This window comes from Citrifermentans bremense (assembly GCF_014218275.1).
In the GTDB taxonomy this organism is placed as follows: domain Bacteria; phylum Desulfobacterota; class Desulfuromonadia; order Geobacterales; family Geobacteraceae; genus Geomonas; species Geomonas pelophila.
Window position 1 is genome coordinate 3725574 of record NZ_AP023213.1, and the last position, 17625, is coordinate 3743198.

The 17625-nt window shown below is 61.1% G+C and carries 14 protein-coding genes; 8 read left to right on the forward strand and 6 right to left on the reverse strand.

From position 1 onward, the window contains the following. Positions 1-84: 84 nt before the first annotated feature. The 4 genes from lpxC (at position 85) to GEOBRER4_RS16505 (ending at position 7147) form a co-directional block, all read left to right on the forward strand. Positions 85-1002 (forward strand): UDP-3-O-acyl-N-acetylglucosamine deacetylase, encoded by a 918-nt coding sequence (lpxC, locus tag GEOBRER4_RS16490; protein WP_085815257.1) that lies wholly within the window; start codon positions 85-87, stop codon positions 1000-1002. Positions 1003-1151: 149 nt separating this feature from the next. Beyond that, positions 1152-3422, forward strand: a complete 2271-nt coding sequence (locus GEOBRER4_RS16495) for a sensor histidine kinase (protein ID WP_185243190.1) — start codon at positions 1152-1154, stop codon at positions 3420-3422. A gap of 18 nt (positions 3423-3440) precedes the next feature. Beyond that, complete coding sequence (locus GEOBRER4_RS16500) at positions 3441-6626, forward strand: DUF3971 domain-containing protein (protein ID WP_185243191.1); 3186 nt, start codon at positions 3441-3443, stop codon at positions 6624-6626. Positions 6627-6739: 113 nt separating this feature from the next. After that, entirely contained in the window at positions 6740-7147 is a 408-nt protein-coding gene (locus GEOBRER4_RS16505) for a hypothetical protein (protein ID WP_085815260.1), read from the forward strand. A gap of 51 nt (positions 7148-7198) precedes the next feature. Here the strand turns inward: GEOBRER4_RS16505 and GEOBRER4_RS16510 are convergent, their stop codons facing one another. The 3 genes from GEOBRER4_RS16510 to cdaA form a co-directional block, all read right to left on the reverse strand. Next, positions 7199-8893 (reverse strand): B12-binding domain-containing radical SAM protein, encoded by a 1695-nt coding sequence (locus GEOBRER4_RS16510; RefSeq protein ID WP_185243192.1) that lies wholly within the window; start codon positions 8891-8893, stop codon positions 7199-7201. Between the two features lie 63 nt (positions 8894-8956). Next, positions 8957-9982, reverse strand: coding sequence for a C40 family peptidase (locus GEOBRER4_RS16515; protein ID WP_085815262.1), 1026 nt, complete (start codon positions 9980-9982; stop codon positions 8957-8959). Between the two features lie 127 nt (positions 9983-10109). Next, complete coding sequence (gene cdaA, locus GEOBRER4_RS16520; RefSeq protein WP_185243193.1) at positions 10110-11276, reverse strand: diadenylate cyclase CdaA; 1167 nt, start codon at positions 11274-11276, stop codon at positions 10110-10112. A 211-nt stretch (positions 11277-11487) separates the two neighbouring features. Between cdaA and ubiE the strand changes: the two genes are divergently transcribed. Continuing rightward, positions 11488-12198: a bifunctional demethylmenaquinone methyltransferase/2-methoxy-6-polyprenyl-1,4-benzoquinol methylase UbiE gene (ubiE, locus tag GEOBRER4_RS16525; RefSeq protein ID WP_185243194.1), complete on the forward strand. Its 711-nt coding sequence runs from the start codon at positions 11488-11490 to the stop codon at positions 12196-12198. Positions 12199-12238: 40 nt separating this feature from the next. On the opposite strand, the gene GEOBRER4_RS16530 is transcribed toward ubiE, so the two are convergent. Beyond that, positions 12239-12817, reverse strand: a complete 579-nt coding sequence (locus GEOBRER4_RS16530; RefSeq protein WP_185243195.1) for a class I SAM-dependent methyltransferase — start codon at positions 12815-12817, stop codon at positions 12239-12241. 159 nt (positions 12818-12976) lie between these two features. On the opposite strand from GEOBRER4_RS16530, the gene GEOBRER4_RS16535 reads away from it, so the two are divergent. Both GEOBRER4_RS16535 and GEOBRER4_RS16540 read left to right on the forward strand, forming a co-directional pair. Further along, positions 12977-13243: a hypothetical protein gene (locus GEOBRER4_RS16535; protein WP_085815266.1), complete on the forward strand. Its 267-nt coding sequence runs from the start codon at positions 12977-12979 to the stop codon at positions 13241-13243. Between the two features lie 315 nt (positions 13244-13558). After that, a complete protein-coding gene (locus tag GEOBRER4_RS16540) occupies positions 13559-15184 on the forward strand; it encodes a fumarate hydratase (RefSeq protein ID WP_185243196.1) in 1626 nt (541 codons plus the stop codon). A gap of 178 nt (positions 15185-15362) precedes the next feature. Here the strand turns inward: GEOBRER4_RS16540 and GEOBRER4_RS16545 are convergent, their stop codons facing one another. Beyond that, entirely contained in the window at positions 15363-15863 is a 501-nt protein-coding gene (locus GEOBRER4_RS16545) for a chemotaxis protein CheX (RefSeq protein WP_185243197.1), read from the reverse strand. Between the two features lie 330 nt (positions 15864-16193). Further along, positions 16194-16373, reverse strand: a complete 180-nt coding sequence (locus GEOBRER4_RS16550) for a MerR family transcriptional regulator (protein WP_185243198.1) — start codon at positions 16371-16373, stop codon at positions 16194-16196. 257 nt (positions 16374-16630) lie between these two features. On the opposite strand from GEOBRER4_RS16550, the gene GEOBRER4_RS16555 reads away from it, so the two are divergent. Next, positions 16631-17608, forward strand: coding sequence for an HD domain-containing phosphohydrolase (locus tag GEOBRER4_RS16555; protein WP_185243199.1), 978 nt, complete (start codon positions 16631-16633; stop codon positions 17606-17608). The last annotated feature ends 17 nt before the right edge of the window (positions 17609-17625 follow it).

Here is a 17625-nt window from a genome sequence, read left to right on the forward strand (position 1 = left end):
ACTTTTCCTTCTCATGAGTAACTTTCGCGTTTTGGCGCGCTCCTTGCTTAATACTCCGCATACTGATTATCAGGGAGCACGCAGATGATATTCCAGCAGACCTTGGGGAACAAAGCAAAATTCAGCGGCATCGGGCTGCACACGGGTAAGACCATCACCCTGACGCTGCGCCCGGCCGAGGCCGGGACCGGCATCGTCTTCCACAGGGTTGACCTCTCCCCTGCCGTCTCGATAGAAGCGCACGCCTCCAACGTCGTCAACACCAGACTCTCCACCACCATCGGCCGCGGCGAGGCGAGCGTATCGACCATCGAGCACCTGATGGCCGCCCTCTACGGCTGCGGCATAGACAACGCCCACGTCGACATCGACGGCCCCGAAGTCCCGATCATGGACGGCTCCGCAGCCCCCTTCGTGGCCGCGATCGCCAAGGCGGGGGTGAAGGCCTCCGGCAAGGCGCGCAAGTACCTCGTGGTCAAAAAGGCGGTGACCGTGGTGGACGGGGACAAGAAAGCGACCATCATCCCCTCGCGCCACTACAAGATATCCTTCGATATGCAGTTCGCCCACCCGGCGGTGAAAAGCCAGTTCCGCTCCCTGGAGTTCAGCCAGGAAAGCTTCACCCACGAGTTCGCCGCGGCAAGAACCTTCGGATTCCTGGCCGAGGTGGAAATGATGAAGTCCCACGGCCTGGCACTGGGGGGATCGCTGGAAAATGCCGTGGTTATCGGCGACAACGGCGTCATCAACCCGGAAGGGCTCAGGTTCCAGGACGAGTTCGTGCGCCACAAGATCCTGGACTCGGTAGGCGATTTCTCGCTCGCCGGCCATCGCCTCATCGGCCACGTGAAAGCGACCAAGTCGGGACACGACCTGAACCACAAGCTGGTCACCGAGCTCCTGAAGCGCCCGGACTGCTACACGCTGATCGAGTTCACCCCGCAGGCCTTCAACGCGCCGTTCAACATCGGCATCCCCGAGCTCTCCTGGCTGGAGGCTTAGAGGCAGACTAAGCAGACTGAGATTAAGATTGAAATTGAGATAAAGACTAGGAATTAACGGAGCAGCCACCGGAAACGGGGCTGCTCTTTTCGTTTACAGCTCCCCCTGCACTACTTGAATTCCCGCATCCTTTCGTATAGAGTGGCCAAATGCCGATTTCAGCCGAAAAACGGGGGACGCCCCCGCAGCACCAAGGGGCAGAGCTCTCCGCCGGTGAACTGAGGAAAAGAAAGCGCGAGGCCATCATCGTCTGCCTCTCGCTTCTGACCATCTGCCTCCTCACCTTTTTGGAGATCCACCTCACCCGCCTGAGCGAGCAGGTGCCGATGGGAAGCAATATCGCCATCTTCGGGATGGTCAACCTGATCATCCTCCTCATCATCCTGCTGGTCTACCTGGTCTTCCGAAACATCGCCAAGCTGGTCCTGGAACGGCGCAAGAACACGCCCGGAGCGAAGCTGCGTACGAAGCTCGTGCTTGCCTTTGTCACCCTGTCGCTGGTCCCGACCATGATGCTCTTCTTCGTCTCCGCCGGATTCATAAAGAACAGCATCTCGAACTGGTTCAACAAACAGGTGGAGACCTCGCTCAATGAGTCGATGGAGGTGGCCCAGGTCTATTACAAGACCTCCGCCGCCAACGCCCTCTACTACGGCGACCAGATCAGCGCAGCCATCAAGGAACGGAAGCTTTTGAACGAGGAGAACCTCCCCGAGCTTAAGGCCCTGGTGCGCCAGAAACAGACAGAGTACAACCTGGGTGTGGTCGAGGTCTTCTCGGCGCAGCGCGAGGAGCTGTTCCGTGCCGCGAACGCCAAGCTGCCGCTGGGCGAATTCACCAACCCCTCGTCGGATGACATCCAGCGCGTCCTCTCCGGGGGAAGGCTCACCCGTGTGAACGCCATCGGCAAGGCCGACCTGATCCGCGGCATCGTCCCGATACGGAGCAACTGGAACGAGAAGGAGGTGGTCGGGGTGGTGGTGGTCAACTACTACGTCCCCTACTCGCTGGTGTCCAAGATGCGGGAGATTTCCTCCTCCTACCAGGAATTCCGCCAGCTCAAGATCCTCAAGAACCCGATCCGGACCGGATACATCCTCACCCTGTTCCTGATCACCATGGTGATCATCTTCCTCGCCGTGTGGTTCGGGATGTACCTCGCCCGAAGCCTCACCATCCCGATCCAGGAGCTGGCGGAGGCGACCAGGCAGGTCGCCGAGGGCAACCTGGACGTGCACCTGGGCCAAAGCGGGGGCGACGAGATCGGCATGCTGATCTCCTCCTTCAACCGCATGACCGAAGACCTGCGGGCCAACCAGCTCGCGCTTCAGCACACCAACGAGGAACTGCAAAAAAGCAACCTCGAGCTGGAGCAGCGCCGCCGCTACATGGAGGCGGTGCTCGCTAACGTCACCGCCGGTATCATCTCGGTGGACAAAAACGGCCTGCTCACCACGGTGAACAAATCGGCCGAGAAGCTCCTTTTGATCAACACGGACAAGGTCACCGGGCAGAACTTCCGGGAAGTGCTGCGCCCGGAGCACCTGGATATCGTCAAGGGGCTCCTGCGGGAAATGGTGCTCGCCAAGCACGACTCCATCGTGCGGCAGGTGGTGATCCCGATGCGCGACGCGGAGCTCACCCTGCTCACCAACCTCACCGTACTGAAGGATGAAAACGACGCCTTCATGGGGATGGTGGTGGTCCTGGACGACATGACCTCGCTGATCAAGGCGCAGAGGATGGCCGCCTGGCGCGAGGTCGCGCGAAGGATCGCCCACGAGATCAAGAACCCGCTCACCCCGATCCAGCTCTCGGCCCAGCGGCTGAGGAAGCGCTACCTCACCCGCTTCGAGGGGGAGGAAGAGGTGTTCGACCAGTGCACCGCCATGATCATCAAATCGGTGGACGAACTGAAGGGGCTGGTGAACGAGTTCTCCAACTTCGCCAGGATGCCGGCCGCAGTGCTGAAGCCAAACGACCTGAACGCCATACTCAAGGAGGCGCTCACCCTCTACGACGAGGCGCACCGGCACATCCGCTTCGTCTTGAACGCAGACGACGCCCTGCCCCCGATCCTTTTGGACCGGGACCAGATCAAGCGGGTGGTGATCAACCTTTTGGACAACGCCGTCGCCGCCATAGAGGGGGACGGCGAGGGGGTGGTCGAGCTCAGCACCAGCTACGACAGCCAGCTCAAGATGGCGACCTTCACCGTTTCCGACACCGGCCACGGCATTTCCGCCGAGGACCGCCCGCGGCTTTTCGAACCTTACTTCTCCCGCAAGAAAAGCGGCACCGGGCTGGGGCTTGCCATCGTCAACACCATCATCACCGACCACCACGGCTTCATCAGGGCCAAGGAAAACTACCCCAAGGGGAGCAGGTTCGTCATCGAACTCCCCGCTGACGCAGCATAAGCTGTTCTTAGGACGCCCATGCCGCTGAAAAGAATACGGAGCTGGCTCTTGCCGGCTCTGGCCACCATACTCACCGTGATAGTCCTTGCCGCGGCGCTCCTGCCGAGGCTTTTGGACCTCGACACCTACAAGCAGGAGATCCTGGCCCAGGTGAAGAGCGCCCTGAAACGGGACCTGCAGTACCAGACCGGCGAATTTTCCCTCCGCCTCACCCCCGCCTTCACCTTCACCGGGGTCAAGGTCCTGGAAAAGGACGGTTCCGGCGACTTCATCACCGCGGACCGGCTCACGGTACGCATCGCGATCCTCCCGCTTTTGCGCAAGGAGCTCGTGCTGTCGCGCCTGCAACTGGAGCGCCCGACGCTTCGAATCGTGCGCGACCGCCAGGGGAGCTTCAACATAGGCGACCTCCTCACCCCTTCCACCGGCGGCGAGGCGCCCGGGATCAGGGGGCTGGAGTTGAAAAAGGCCCACATCCGCTTCACCGATTTAGCCTTCTCCGAAACGCCGGTCATCACCGAACTCTCCGACGCCGACCTCTACCTAAGCCGCCTGGTGCGGGGGAAGAGCTGCGATTTCAAGCTCGCCGCAGCGCTCGGCTCCCCCAAGGGACCGGTCCCCTTATCCATCTCCGGCACCGCCAGGATACCTGAGGCCGGAGCGCCGCTGTCCGGCATGGAGCTAAACGGCAAGGTCGAAACCGGCCCGCTAGACGCCGGGCACTTCTGGCCTTACTACAGCAAGTGGGTCCCCTTCAAAAGCCTCGCCGGCGAACTGGCGCTCGACGCCTCGTTCAAGGGAAGGCTCGACGCGTTCAAGAGCAAGGCGGAGTTCCGGATCACCCGGATGAACCTGGACTACCCCCAGGTGTTCCACGCAAGGCTCACCCCGAGGCTTCTCAAGGGATCCTGCGCGCTGACCCTGACGGGGAACCAGCTCGACATCGACCACGTCAAAGTCGACCTGGACGGGTTCAAGGTAAGCGGCGGGGTGCGCCTGTCCGACCTCCACTCGGGGGACCTTCGCATCACCGCCAACGCTACCAGCAACAGCTTCAACCTGCGCGACTTCCACCAGTACATCCCCTACGGCATCATCGTCGACGGCACCTCGCAGTTCATCGAGCAGAAGATCAAGGGTGGGATCTACCGCCTGGAGCAGGGTCACCTGGACGGCAGGGTGAGCCAGATCCTGCACATGGAACGGGGACAGAACTACAACGTGCTCGCCATAAAGGCACGGGTGGAGGAAGGGGTGGTGGATTACGGCTCCGGCATCCCGGTATTCAGCGCCATCCGCGGCGAACTGGTGCTGGCCGGCAAGGACTTCCATCTCAAGGGGATGAGCGGAAAGTTCGGCGGCTCCCCGCTCACCCTGGAGGGGCGCATCACCGACTACCCCCTCACCGTTCCCTGCCAATACCTCTTCAACGCGAAGGTGCAGGCCAAGAAACCGGAGGCGGTCTGGCTTCTCGGCAAAGGTCTAACCTCCTTCTCCGACGGCTCCACTGTGAACCTCAAGGGGGAAGGGACTACCGATCTCTACAAGCTTTCCGGGGATGCGAACCTCACGGCGACCTCCTATGCCTTCCGCGACATCGTGGCCAAACCGGTGTCGCGCCCGAACACCCTCTCCTTCGCGATGGACTTCGACAAGGATCAGTTCCGGATCACCGCGCTCAACTATCAGCTTCCCCCGGCGGCACTCTCGGCTACTGCCGTCAGCCGCTACGACGGCCCGGTCAGCTTCGACATCAGGAGCAACCAGTTCCAGTCCGGAGAGGTGGGGTACATGGTGCCGATGGTGCGCAACTACCACCCGGCCGGCCTGGTACAGCTGCAGCTGCACGCGGCCGGCCCCGATATGGAGCGGCTTTTCTGGAGCGGCAACGCGGCACTTTCCAACGTCTCGGTGAAGGCAGGCGAGAAGGTGAAGCCGGTGACAGGGGTGAACGGCAACGTCCGGATCAACGGCGAGAGCTTTGAGAGCTCGCAACTGTCGCTAAGGGTCGGCGCTTCGAGCGTGAGCGGCAAGGGGACGGTGACCGGGCTGGACCACCCGAGCTTCCTGATCTCCTTCAGCTCACCGTCGCTTGATCTGGCCGACCTGGGGCTGGCACCCGGCAATAGGTCGGTGCGGGTGGAGCGCGTGCAGGGAACCCTCGCTTACCAAAAGGACAACCTCCAGATCTCGGCGCTCTCGGGAACCCTCGGCAAGAGCACGCTATGGATGAAAGGAAGCGTGAAGGAGCTCAAGAACCCGGTAGCAGACCTGTCGGTAAGCTCGCCGCACCTGGAGGTCGAGGACCTTTTCCCGCTCTTCGGCGGCTCGGGCGAGGGAGAGAGCCGCGTCACGCTCAGGGCGCACCTTGCGGCCAGCGAGGGGAGGTTCAGCGACATCCCCTTCCAGCACCTGCGCTGCAACGTGCTGCTGGAAAACAAGGTGCTGCACCTGCAACCCTTCGACTTCGCCGCCTTCGAGGGTGAGGTGTCCGGGAGGCTCAAAAGCGACTTCAACCAGGTGCCGGTGCACCACACCTTGAGCTACAACGTGCAGAAGGTCTCCGCGGACCGGCTGATGCGTGCCATGGGGGTGAAGAAGCAGGAATTAACCGGGGCGATGTCGCTGCAGGGTGAAGTGGCGGGAAGAGGCGACACCCCCGCGGAATGGAAGAGGAGCGCGCAGGGGAACGTGAAGCTCAAGGTGGAGCGGGGCAGCGTCAGGAAGTTCTCCACCCTGTCGAAGGTCTTCTCGATCCTGAACGTCTCGCAACTCTTCAAGTTCCAGCTCCCCGACATGGTTTCCGGCGGGATGCCCTTCAACAGGATCACCGGCGACTTCGCCCTCAAAGATGGCGTCGCCTCCACGGAAAACCTGTTCCTGGACAGCAACGCCATGAACATCTCGGCGGTGGGGAGGGTGAACCTGGCAAGAAACGAGCTCGATCTCAACATCGGGGTGCAGCCGCTGCAGACCGTGGACAAGGTGGTGAGCAAGATCCCGATTGTTGGGTGGGTGCTGACCGGCAAGGATAAGTCGCTGATCACCACCTACTTCGAGGCCAAGGGAAGGATCGACGATCCCCAGGTCACCGCGGTTCCGGTGAAATCCCTGGCCAAGGGGGTGTTCAACATCTTTAAGAGGGTTTTCGAACTCCCCGCCCGGCTCATCACCGACACCGGAGAGGTCGTGATAGGAAGGTAGCCCGCCCAAGCCCTCCAACCGCCTACACTTTTTTTAGTTGTCAAGCCAGCCAAGGTTATGCTATTTTTGCTCGTCGTTCGGAAGCTTAATATTATCCAACACGGAGGAAGACTGTGAAGAAGATTTTGGTACTGTTGGCAATCGTTGCTGTGGCAGCAGTTGGCTGCAAGAAGAAGGAAGAAGCACCCCAGACCACCGCTCCCGCGGCAGCACCCGCAGGCCAGATGCCCGCAGCAGCACCTGGCGGCGACCCCCATGCCGGCCTGAAGCCCCAGGAAGTGAAGCCGGGCGCAGGGCACAAAGGCAAGGTCCTCGAGACCATGGACTCCGGCGGGTACACCTATGTGCAGATCGAAGAAAAAGGCGAGAAACTGTGGGTTGCTGCAATGCAGACCCCGGTGAAAGTCGGCGACACCGTTGAGTTCCCGGACTCCCCGCCGATGGTGAACTTCCAGAGCAAGACTCTGAAGCGCACCTTCGACAAGATCATCTTCGCCCCGGGCCTCGCAGTCAACAAGTAGGCCTCCCTGAAGCGATAAAAAAAGGCGCCCTCCGCAAGGAAGGCGCCTTTTTTATTTCCCCCGCTTCCCCTTTGGCCCTTTTCCTGCGCCGGCCGCGGCCGCACCTTCCAGCGCCATCGGGTCGGCAGGGTCGAGTTTGAGCGCAGCGGCGAAGTGACTGGCCGCGCCGGAGCGGTCTCCCTGCTCCAGGGCCAGCTCTCCCAACGCCAGCAGCGCAGGGAGGTGCCGCGGCACCAGTTGCAGCACCTTCTGATAGGATCGGGCGGCCCCCTTCAGGTCACCCAGGCGCGCCTGCAATCCCCCGAGCTGGAGCCAACCCCAGGGGTTGTCCGGCTCGGCCTTCACCATGCCACGGTACAGCCGGAGCGCCCCCTCCCAGTCCCCCTGCTGCTCCAGGGATTCGGCGCAGAGCATCTCGGTGACGAAGCAGTACCCCAAAAGGGCGCGCTGCGCCGCATAGGCCGCCTGGGTGAAGACCGCCTTGCGCCCGGCCTTCTCCAGCGCCTTCAGCATCGCCTGGCGCGACCGCTCCACGAACGGGTCGCGACGCACCAGGAACCCCTCGCCGCGCTCTTCCTCGAAGAGGTCTGACGGCACCCCCTCTTCCCGCACCGCACGGGCCAAAAGCTCCGTTCCCGGGTAGTAGACCAGCGGGGAAACCTGCCCATCGTGCGGGCGGATGCTCTCGATGAGTTGCACCGTCTGCCGCAGGTCCTCCTCCCCTTCCCCCGGAATCCCCGTGATCAGGTAGACCGACAGGTTGATCCCAGCGCGCCGCACCGCCGCCGCGGCCCGCTCCACCTCGGGAGGGAGGATCCTCTTCCCCAACGCCTTCAGCATCTGCGGAGAGCCCGATTCGACCCCGAACTGGATGCACTCGCAGCCGGCCTTTTTCATGGCGACCAGCATCTCCTCGTCCACCGCATTCACCCGGGACTGGCAGTTCCACATGACGTGAAGCCGCTCCTCCCGGAGCAGGCGGCAGATCTCCAGCACCCGGCCCCGGTTGGCGGTGAAGGTGTCGTCGCGGAAGGAGAAGTAGATCAGGCCGTAGCGCTCCTTGAGCATGCGGATCTCCCGCACCACCGCTTCCGGCGACCGGAAGCGGACCCCGCGCCCCCAGAACAGGGGCGAGGAGCAGAAGAGGCAGCTGGCCGGGCAACCGCGGGAGGTGATCACGAACTCAAGCTGGCGCCGAAAGTCGACGCCTACGCTGTCGCCTTCAGCCTCTCCGGGAAGAGGGAGGAGGTCCAGGTCGGCGATGGGAGCCCTGGGCGCGCTCAGGCAGGCTTTGCCGTCGGTGCGGTAGGCAAGCCCCGCCACCTGGCCAAAGGAGCTTCCCTCGGCCTTGGCCTGCGCCAGCTCGCAAAGCGTCACCTCCCCCTCGCCGAGCACCACCAGGTCGACCTCGGGGTGCCCCGCCAAAAGCTCACGCCAGCAGTGGGTCGCGTGCGGCCCCCCTAGCACCACCAGGCAGCGCGGGTCGAGTTCCTTGGCGAGGGAGGCCAGGCGCAGCGACTCAACCCGGTTGTGGGTGAACTGCGACACACCGAGGATGTCGGGGCGCAGTCGCGTCAGAAGCGCCCTCACCTCGCGCCAGCTGGAACCGGAGAGGTTCGCAAGTGTCACCTGGTGACCCGCCTGAAGCAGCACGGCGTGCAGGGAGAGGAGCCCTGCCGGCAGCAGGGAGGTGAAAGGGTCTTCAGCGCCTTCGGGATGGCATTTGTAGGCAAGGACGATCTTCAATCTGCACCCATAAAAAAATCCGGCCCAGAGGGCCGGATTCGGAAGTTCGTTGTTTCTTCTCTGCTAGTTGCTGCTGGTCAGACCGAGCGCGTCGTTTTCCAGCATCTCCTCCGGGTTCTCCTCCTCGACCCCGAGGATCAGGTCGTCCAGCTTGAACACGTCAGGATTGACCTTGGCGATCCGTTTGGCGCCGAGGAAGCGTGAACGGTAGTATGAGGTGTTGAGCGAGGATATGACCACCCGGCGGTCGCGCGAGGAGGCGTGGATCATCTTGTTGTTGCCCAGGTAGATCCCTACGTGTGACGGATAGGAGGCGTAGGTGGCGAAGAAGATGAGATCCCCCTTCTGCAGGTCCCCGGGCGCCACCGCGTTCCCCACCTCGAACTGCTCGCGGGCTGTGCGCGGCAAGGCGACCTCCAGGTCTCGGAACACGTGCTGCACGAAGCTTGAGCAGTCGATGCCGGAGCGGGAACTCCCGCCGAAGCGGTAGCGGGTCCCCAGGAAACCGTAGGCCGATTTCTTCAACTCCTTCAGGTTGTCCACCTTGAGCTCTGCGTTCTTGGCGAGGTCGACCTGCTGCTCAGGTTCGAGCGCGGTCAATTCCTGCAGGCTCTGCTCGTAATCCTTCTCGTTAAAAAGGTCGCCGTGACGCAGTTGCAGCTTTTTAACCACCTTGACCTTCGGTTCCTCGGCGGGTTCGCTCTCCTTGAGCACCAGCACCTTTCCGGCTTTGACCTTGCTGCCGCGCAGACCGTTCAGACGCTTCAGCTCAGCTACGGAGACGCCGGTCTTCTTGGCGATGCGGGAAAGGGTTTCGCTTTTCTTCACCTTGTAAACCGCACTCGATGCGGCCTCGTTTTTTCCCTCGGAAACCGAGCGCGCGGGAATGACCAGGACGACGCGCGGCTTCACGCTGTTGCCAACCAGGTTGTTCGCCGCTTTCAGTTCTTCGACGGTGACGTGATATTTTTTGGCGAGGGAATATAGGGTTTCATGCTTTTTAACGCGGTGGGTCTTGGCAGCGAAGGAGAGCGAAGGGACGGAGAGCATGAGAAGGCATAAGGCGATTAGCTTGACGCATTTTATCATGAATCCTCCTTCATTGTTTTAAAAAATACCGCAGGCGCCAAAGTTTATATAACAAAAGTTGCCTGATGTCAACCAATTGATCGTATTGCTAAGAAATATTTTTTAAATGGTTTGTAAAATCAGGCGGTTAGCGCCGGCGGTTTTCCTCCTTCAAGGGCTTGCGCTCCGCCGTGACGCGGATGAGGGAGCGGTCCATGTTCACCACTACGACCCCCGGGGGAAGCTTGATCTGCTCCTTGCTGATCTGGATGCTGTTGTTCCCTTCCTTCACCTTGGAAAGGTCGAGGTCCACCACGATGTCGAGCTGTTTGGGCGAGACGAGGTTCGAAAACGACTTGAGCTGCAGGTCGACCTGGTCCGGGTAGCTGCGGGTCAAGGTGAGCGTGTCGGGGAGGTTATGGAAGGTGACCGGTGCAGTTATGGTCAGGATCTCACCCTGGCGGAAGGTGATCAGCAGCCAGCAGATAACCACCGTGCAGAGGATCGCCACCTTGGGCCAGAGGTTGGAGAAGAGCCGCGACCTGAGCCCCACCCTCTGCTCTTCCGGGGAGAGGGGCTGCAGCAGGGAGGTGAGTTTCTCGTGAAGTTCCGCGGCGGAGGCGACCGGCTGCAATTCGCCCCCTATGGAAAGGGAGACCTCCCCACGCTCCTCGGAAACCACCACGATGGCGGCGTCGGAGCGCTCCGACAAGCCGAGTGCTGCCCTGTGTCTCGTCCCCAGGTGCTGCGGCACCTCTGCGCTCACCGAAAGCGGCAGATGGCAGGAGGCAAGCGAGACCCTGCCGTCCTTGATCAGCACCGCTCCGTCATGCAGCGGCGAAGTGGGGATGAAGATGCTGCTGATCAACGAACCGCTCACCAGGGAATCCAGGGGAACGCCGTGCAGGATGTGGTCGTCCAAAAGCTCCTCGCGCTGGAAGACGACCAGCGCGCCGATGCGCTGGGAGGCCAGGGAGAAGACGGTTGCCGAGAACTCCATGAGGTCGATGCGCAGCGTGTTCTCCTCGCGGTCGAAGAAGTTGCGCAACAGGCTGAACCGGTAGAGGGCCTGGCGGATCTCCGCCTGGAACACCACGATCAAGAGCACCAGCAGCACGGTTCCCAGTTCCTGCAGGATCCAGCTGGTCATGAAGAGCCCGAGGTTCTTGGTGATGAAGTAGATCACCCCAAGAAAGAGCAGTCCCAGGACGACCTGGAGCGCCTTGGAGTTCTTGAACCAGCTGTAAAGCTGGTAGACCAGGAAGGTCATGATGAGGATGTCTGCGATGTCCTGGGGCCGGAATTGCGGGAGCAACAGTTTCCTCCTTGAGGAGATGACGCCGGAGAGTGAGCAGCGCCGCCGCCGGTTCTTCACCACCCGTTTTGAAGTGAACCGGAAGAGGCGGGACCGCTTTTTGCTGGCAAGAGGGGGCGCTTTATGTTAAAAATCAAGGCTTGCCAACCCTTTCCACCACGGGAAGAGGTTAAAATTTATAGCATTTCACGCGCCAAAAAGGTAGGAAAATATGTACGCATTGTCGGAAAAGGGTGAACGTATCCGCGCCATGTTCGGGAGCATCGCCCCGCGCTACGATCTTTTGAACAGGCTTCTTTCCCTGGGGATTGACCGCCGCTGGCGCCGCTTCGCGGTAAAGCAGATCGGGGTCAAGGGACCCGGGCGCGTGCTCGACGTCGCCACCGGCACCGGGGACGTGGCGCTGGAAATCGCCTCCCAGACCCCTGCCTCCGTCAGCATCGTCGGCATCGACTTCACCCCCGAGATGATAGATTTGGGGAAGGTGAAGGTTGAGGGATCGCGCCACTCCGGCCGGATCACCCTGCAGGTGGCGCCCTGCGAAGAGATCCCTTTCGAGGACGGGAGCTTCGACGCTGCCACCATATCCTTCGGCATCAGGAACGTGGTGGACCGGATCAAGGGTCTCACCGAGATGCACCGGGTGCTCAAGGAGGAGGGAAAGATCGTCATCCTTGAGTTCTCAACCCCTACTCTCCCCATCTTCAAGGACCTGTACCATTTCTACTTCCTGAAGGTGCTCCCCAAGATCGGCGGCGCCTTCTCCAGGTTCAGCGCCTACCAGTACCTGCCGGATTCCGTCCTGGAGTTTCCTCCAAGGGAGGTGTTCAAGGGGATGATGACACAGGTGGGGTTCAAGGACGTGCGGCACTTCGACCTGACCGGCGGCATCGCCACCGTCTACGTCGGCACGAAGAAGTAAGAATAGATCGAGGTTGAGGTCGAGAGCAGTGCCGCTCGCCTCAACCTTTTTTTTGTTTTTGAAACAGCACCCGCGCAACCGGCGTCTCGAGACAGGCGTCCTCTTCCAGAAGCAGCACCCTCCCGTCGAACGCAGCGAAGATGGTCCCCAACTCTCCGGGTTGCAGCAGGTATTCCTTCCGATGCTCCCCCTGCAGGCTGGGCGCGTCCAGTATCGTCTCCATCAGCACCACTCCTCCCGGCGAAAGAGAGTCGACCAGCGACGGGAGCAACCCCCGCATCAGGAAGTTGAAGTTGAGGATCAGGTCGTAGCTTCCCTGCGGGCGCCAGTCGTCCAAGTCCGCCTCGACAAACCGTACGGAAACCCCTAGATCGGCCGCCCTCCTCCTCCCCCGTTCCAGCCCCACCGGTGAAATGTCAACGCCGCTCACCTCGAACCCCTGCTGCGCCAGGTAGATGCTGTTGCGCCCTTCACCGCAGGCAAGATCCAGCGCCTTCCTCCCCGGGACCAGTGACAGTACCCTCACCAGGGAGTCGGCGAGAAACTTGGAGGGCCCGAGAGAGAAGAAGCGCTCAACCTCGCGGTAACGCCGGTCCCACTTGATGCGATCTCCATCCATAGCCGCCCCTCCCCCCCGACGATTTGATCCTGGAAATCATCCGTACAATCGTGGCGCGCAATTGTCAACCCTTTCCCCCCGCGCTGTGCCCCTCCCCCCCTGTGCGACTTAATCTGTCACCGCCCCGTGGTTTCATGTAGAAAAACGAGGAGGTGCACCATGATCTACCTTACCAACGACGCGCTGGACCAGGCAGTGTATTTCGAGATGAGGGGCAAAGAGGCTCTCCGTAGCCGCAACGGGCTGGACCAGGTCTACTACGGCCTTCTCGGCAACGGAGTCCATGAGGTGGACGTCACCCTGAAAAAAAGACGCGGGAGCGTCGAGGTCGCTTTCGGAAGTAGGAGCGAGCTTTTCAGTTTCGTTGAGGAAGACGAGCTGCGCCAGATGCTCGGCCGCATGGTCCGGGAGAAGACGGTGCACTAAGCTGCAATAACGCAGGAGCTGAGTCTGGTGGCGGCGCAGCTCCTTGGTCGCCCCTGCGCCGGCTCCGTCATGTGGTCGTCGAGGAGAATCTCATGATAAGGTCGGTGTACTGGGCGGGAGTGGCCTGCGCTTTCTTGGCAGCGGCAGGGGGCTTTTCTGTTCCAGAGGCGCGATCCGCTTCAATTCTCTCTCGACAAAGTGAGCCTTTTGCAATATATTCCGGGATACTGTATACAAATTATCCTGCCTTCAGTCCCGGCAGGAGCCGATAGAGCAGATTGTCACCATCATCCCAGCAAAAGGAGAAGAGAATCGATGGCAACTCCAGAGTTCAAGTACCAGGAAGCCTTCCCGCTCGGACCGGACAGCACCAAGTACCGCCTGATCCCGGATTCCAAGCAGTACGTGTCGGTGGCCAGCTTCGAGGGGCAGGAGATCCTCAAGGTGGCGCCCGAGGCGCTCACCATAGCGGCCAACACCGCGATGAAGGACCTCTCCTTCATGCTGCGCCCGGAGCACAACGAGCAGGTGGCTAAGATCCTTGCAGACCCGGAAGCGTCCCAGAACGACAAGGGCGTCGCCCTCGCCTTCCTGAGAAACGCCGAGGTCGCAGCGAAGCTCGAACTCCCCATCTGCCAGGACACCGGCACCGCCATCGTCATGGGCAAGAAAGGGCAGCAGGTCTGGACCGGCGTCAACGACGAGGAGTACCTCTCCAAGGGGGTCTACAAGACCTACACCGAGGAGAACCTGCGCTACTCCCAGACCGTGGCGCTCGACATGTACAAGGAGATCAACACCGGGACCAACCTCCCGGCGCAGATCGACGTCTACGCCACCAAGGGTGCGGAGTACAAGTTCCTCTTCATGGCCAAGGGGGGCGGCTCCGCCAACAAGACCTACCTCTACCAGGAGACCAAGGCGCTCCTTAACCCTGACAGCCTGATCAAGTTCCTGGTTGCCAAGATGAAGACCCTGGGGACCGCGGCCTGCCCGCCGTACCACCTGGCCTTCGCCATCGGCGGCACTTCCGCCGAAGCGTGCCTGAAGACAGTGAAGCTCGCGTCCGCCAAGTACCTCGACGCGCTTCCCACCTCCGGCAACGACGGCGGCCAGGCGTTCCGCGACGTCGAGCTCGAGGCGAAGCTCCTCGAGGAGGCCCAGAAGAGCGGCATCGGGGCCCAGTTCGGCGGCAAATACTTCGCCCACGATGTGCGCATCATCCGCCTGCCGCGCCACGGTGCCTCCTGCCCGGTCGGCATGGGGGTATCCTGCTCCGCGGACCGCAACATCAAGGCGAAGATCAACAAGGAAGGGATCTGGGTCGAGCAGATGGACGACAACCCGGGCCGCCTGATCCCCGAGCGCTACCGCGGCAAGCACGAGCACGGCGTCAAGATCAACCTGAACCAGCCGCTCAAGGACGTGCTGGCCGAGCTGACCAAGCACCCGGTCTCCACCCCGCTGCTCCTCTCCGGAACCATCGTGGTCGGCCGCGACATCGCTCACGCCAAGTTCAAGGAGATCCTGGACTCCGGCAAGCCGCTTCCCGAGTACCTGAAGAACCACCCTATCTACTACGCGGGCCCGGCCAAGACCCCGAAAGGGAAGCCCTCCGGCTCCTTCGGCCCCACCACCGCCGGCCGCATGGACTCCTACGTCGACCTGCTGCAGGCAAACGGCGGCTCCATGATCATGATCGCCAAGGGTAACCGCTCCCAGCAGGTCACCGACGCCTGCAAGAAGCACGGCGGCTTCTACCTCGGCTCCATCGGCGGCCCCGCAGCGATCCTCGCCGAGGAGAACATCAAGAAGGTCGAGTGCATCGACTTCCCCGAACTTGGCATGGAGGCGGTCTGGAAGATAGAGGTGGTCGACTTCCCGGCGTTCATCCTGGTGGACGACAAGGGGAACGACTTCTTCAAACAGCTCGGCATCTAGGATGCCTTAGCGCCTGGCGCTACGGCCCGCAAGGCCAAGCAGAAAAAAGAAAAGCCCCCGTTGCCATTTCGGCAACGGGGGCTTTTTAGTTGGAGGATCAGCGGAGGGGGGGAGCGCTTGAAACCCGGAGGCCGGTGACCTAGAGGCTTTCCAGCCCCTAGCCCTTAGCCCCTGTCTTTTACATGTAGACCATGACCCGGAAGGTCAGTCTCCCGTCCATGGTGGTGAAGGGGATGGTGACCCCCTTGCACTGGACCACCATGCTGCCGTCGGCCGCGGACTGTTCGGGGGGGTCGGTGATCGGCCTCAGGCGTCCCGAGAGTACCAGGGGAAGCCCCAGGGCCACGCTTCCGTACTGCTCATGGTACTTGGTCTTGAACACGCCGGCGATGTTGTTGACCACCTCCCCAACCGCGTCGTTGATCGCTTCGTCGTCCGCCTCGTCCATCATAAGGAGCTGCTTCGCTATCTGCTCGGCCGGTCCTTTTTCGGTGGCGAAAAGGATGTAGCCGACACGGTCTCCGGCAACCCCGACGATGCCGACCACGTCGCTGTGCAGCGGGTTTATCTTCTTCTCCACCTTGCCGGCGAAGATGTCCGTGTTCATGTAGCTTTTGAAGGTATCCTGCGTGGCGGACATGATGGTGAACATGATCTCTTCGAAAGTGATGCTGCTCAAGGCAACCTCCTGAGACCAATTGACAACTGACGATTGACAATTGACAACTGATGCTTGGTATTTTTCAGAGCGGGGCGGCTCCTGTAATTTCCCATAATCTACGGCCAGGCAATGAGTGGTGGGCGAGACGGGTACCTTACCGAAATCGTGCAGGAGCGTCCCGATGCGACATCAAGCATCCGGGTTCATTGGACAGAAGGTAGGATCAAGCAGCACCGTGAGAGATCTGCCCGTGGTTACCTTTGCCCCCTGCGTGGTCGGCACAGGTAACTATATCGGCAGCACGGTCATGAGCTTAAGGGCCAGCAGGGCATTTTCCGTCGTGTACAGCTATATCCCGGTCAGTTCCTCGATTTTAAGCTCCAGATCGTCCCCGTTCATCCGGACGACCCCGCTTTCCTCCTCGGTCCGGATCACCCCCTCGTCGATCCACACCCTGAGCCGCTCCTCTTCCACCCCGAACTTCTCCGCCGCTTCAGCAATCGTGTACCAGGTCTTGGTGATCAGCATGGTTTCCCCCTTTGGCCAGCTCTCCCGCGAACGGTGTATCGGGAAATTAAGAAAGATAGCTGCGCGTCTTTTTAATTGAACTACCCCGTTGCATGGTACCGCTCTTGCCTAGCGTGTCAAGCGGCGCGCAGCGCGCCCTCAGCTCGGCAATTAGAATAGTTGCCGCAGCCGCACATTTTTTTCTTTTCTAATGGGAACTTCTGCCGATAAGTACCAGGCGCACTCCTTCAAAGCTGCGCCCAGCCGGAGATGAACCTATGCCCAACGACAGACAAGAACGAGATACGATCCTTTTCGTCGACGACGAAAAAAGCTACCTCGCCTATACCAGAGGGGTCTTCGATAACAGGGGGCTCAACGTCCTGACTGCCGCTTCCGCCCTGGAGGCGCTGCAGATCGTGGAGGAGCAGAATGTAGCCGTGGTCATCTCTGACAACGAGATGCCAGGGATGCGGGGAATAGAGCTTCTGTCGAAGATCAAGGAGGTCTCGCCGCACACGGTGAAAATCATGATGACCGGGAGCGCCGACCTCTCCACCACCCTGGCCGCCATAAACAGCGGCGAGGTCTTCCGCTTCGTGCTCAAGCCGTGGAAAAAGGCGGACATGCTGCGCGCGGTGAAGGACGGGATCCGCAGGTATCGGGTGCTGCAATCGCTAAAGCGCGAGGACGAATTCATCCTGCACTCGCTGGCGCAGACCATAGAGCTGAAGGACTCCTCCACCAAGGGGCACTGCGACCGGGTCGCCACCCTCGCGATGAAGATAGCGGAACGCCTGGGGGTGACCGAGGATATAAAGCAGGAGATCAGGTACGGCAGTTGGCTGCACGACTGCGGCAAGATAGGGGTCCCTGAGGCGATCCTGAACGCGGAGCGCGGCCTGACCGACGAGGAGTTCAAGGTCGTGATGAAGCACCCGGAATGGGGATGCGAGGTGGTGCGCAAGGCGAACCTGTCGAAGACCGTGCAGAACATAGTCCTTTATCACCATGAGCGCTTCGACGGCAATGGGTACCCCCATAAGCTGGACGGGGACCGGATCCCGATCGAGGCGCAGATTGTCGCCACCGCCGACATCTGCGACGCGCTGACCATGGACCGCCCCTACCGCAAGGGGTTCACCCGCGAGGAGACCATCTGGACCATGACCGAGATGAAGGGAAAACACCTGGCGCCGCGGCTGGTGGAGGTCCTATTGGAGATCATGGACGAGGAGGCCGAACTGCAGGAATAAAAAAAGGGAGAGCATCG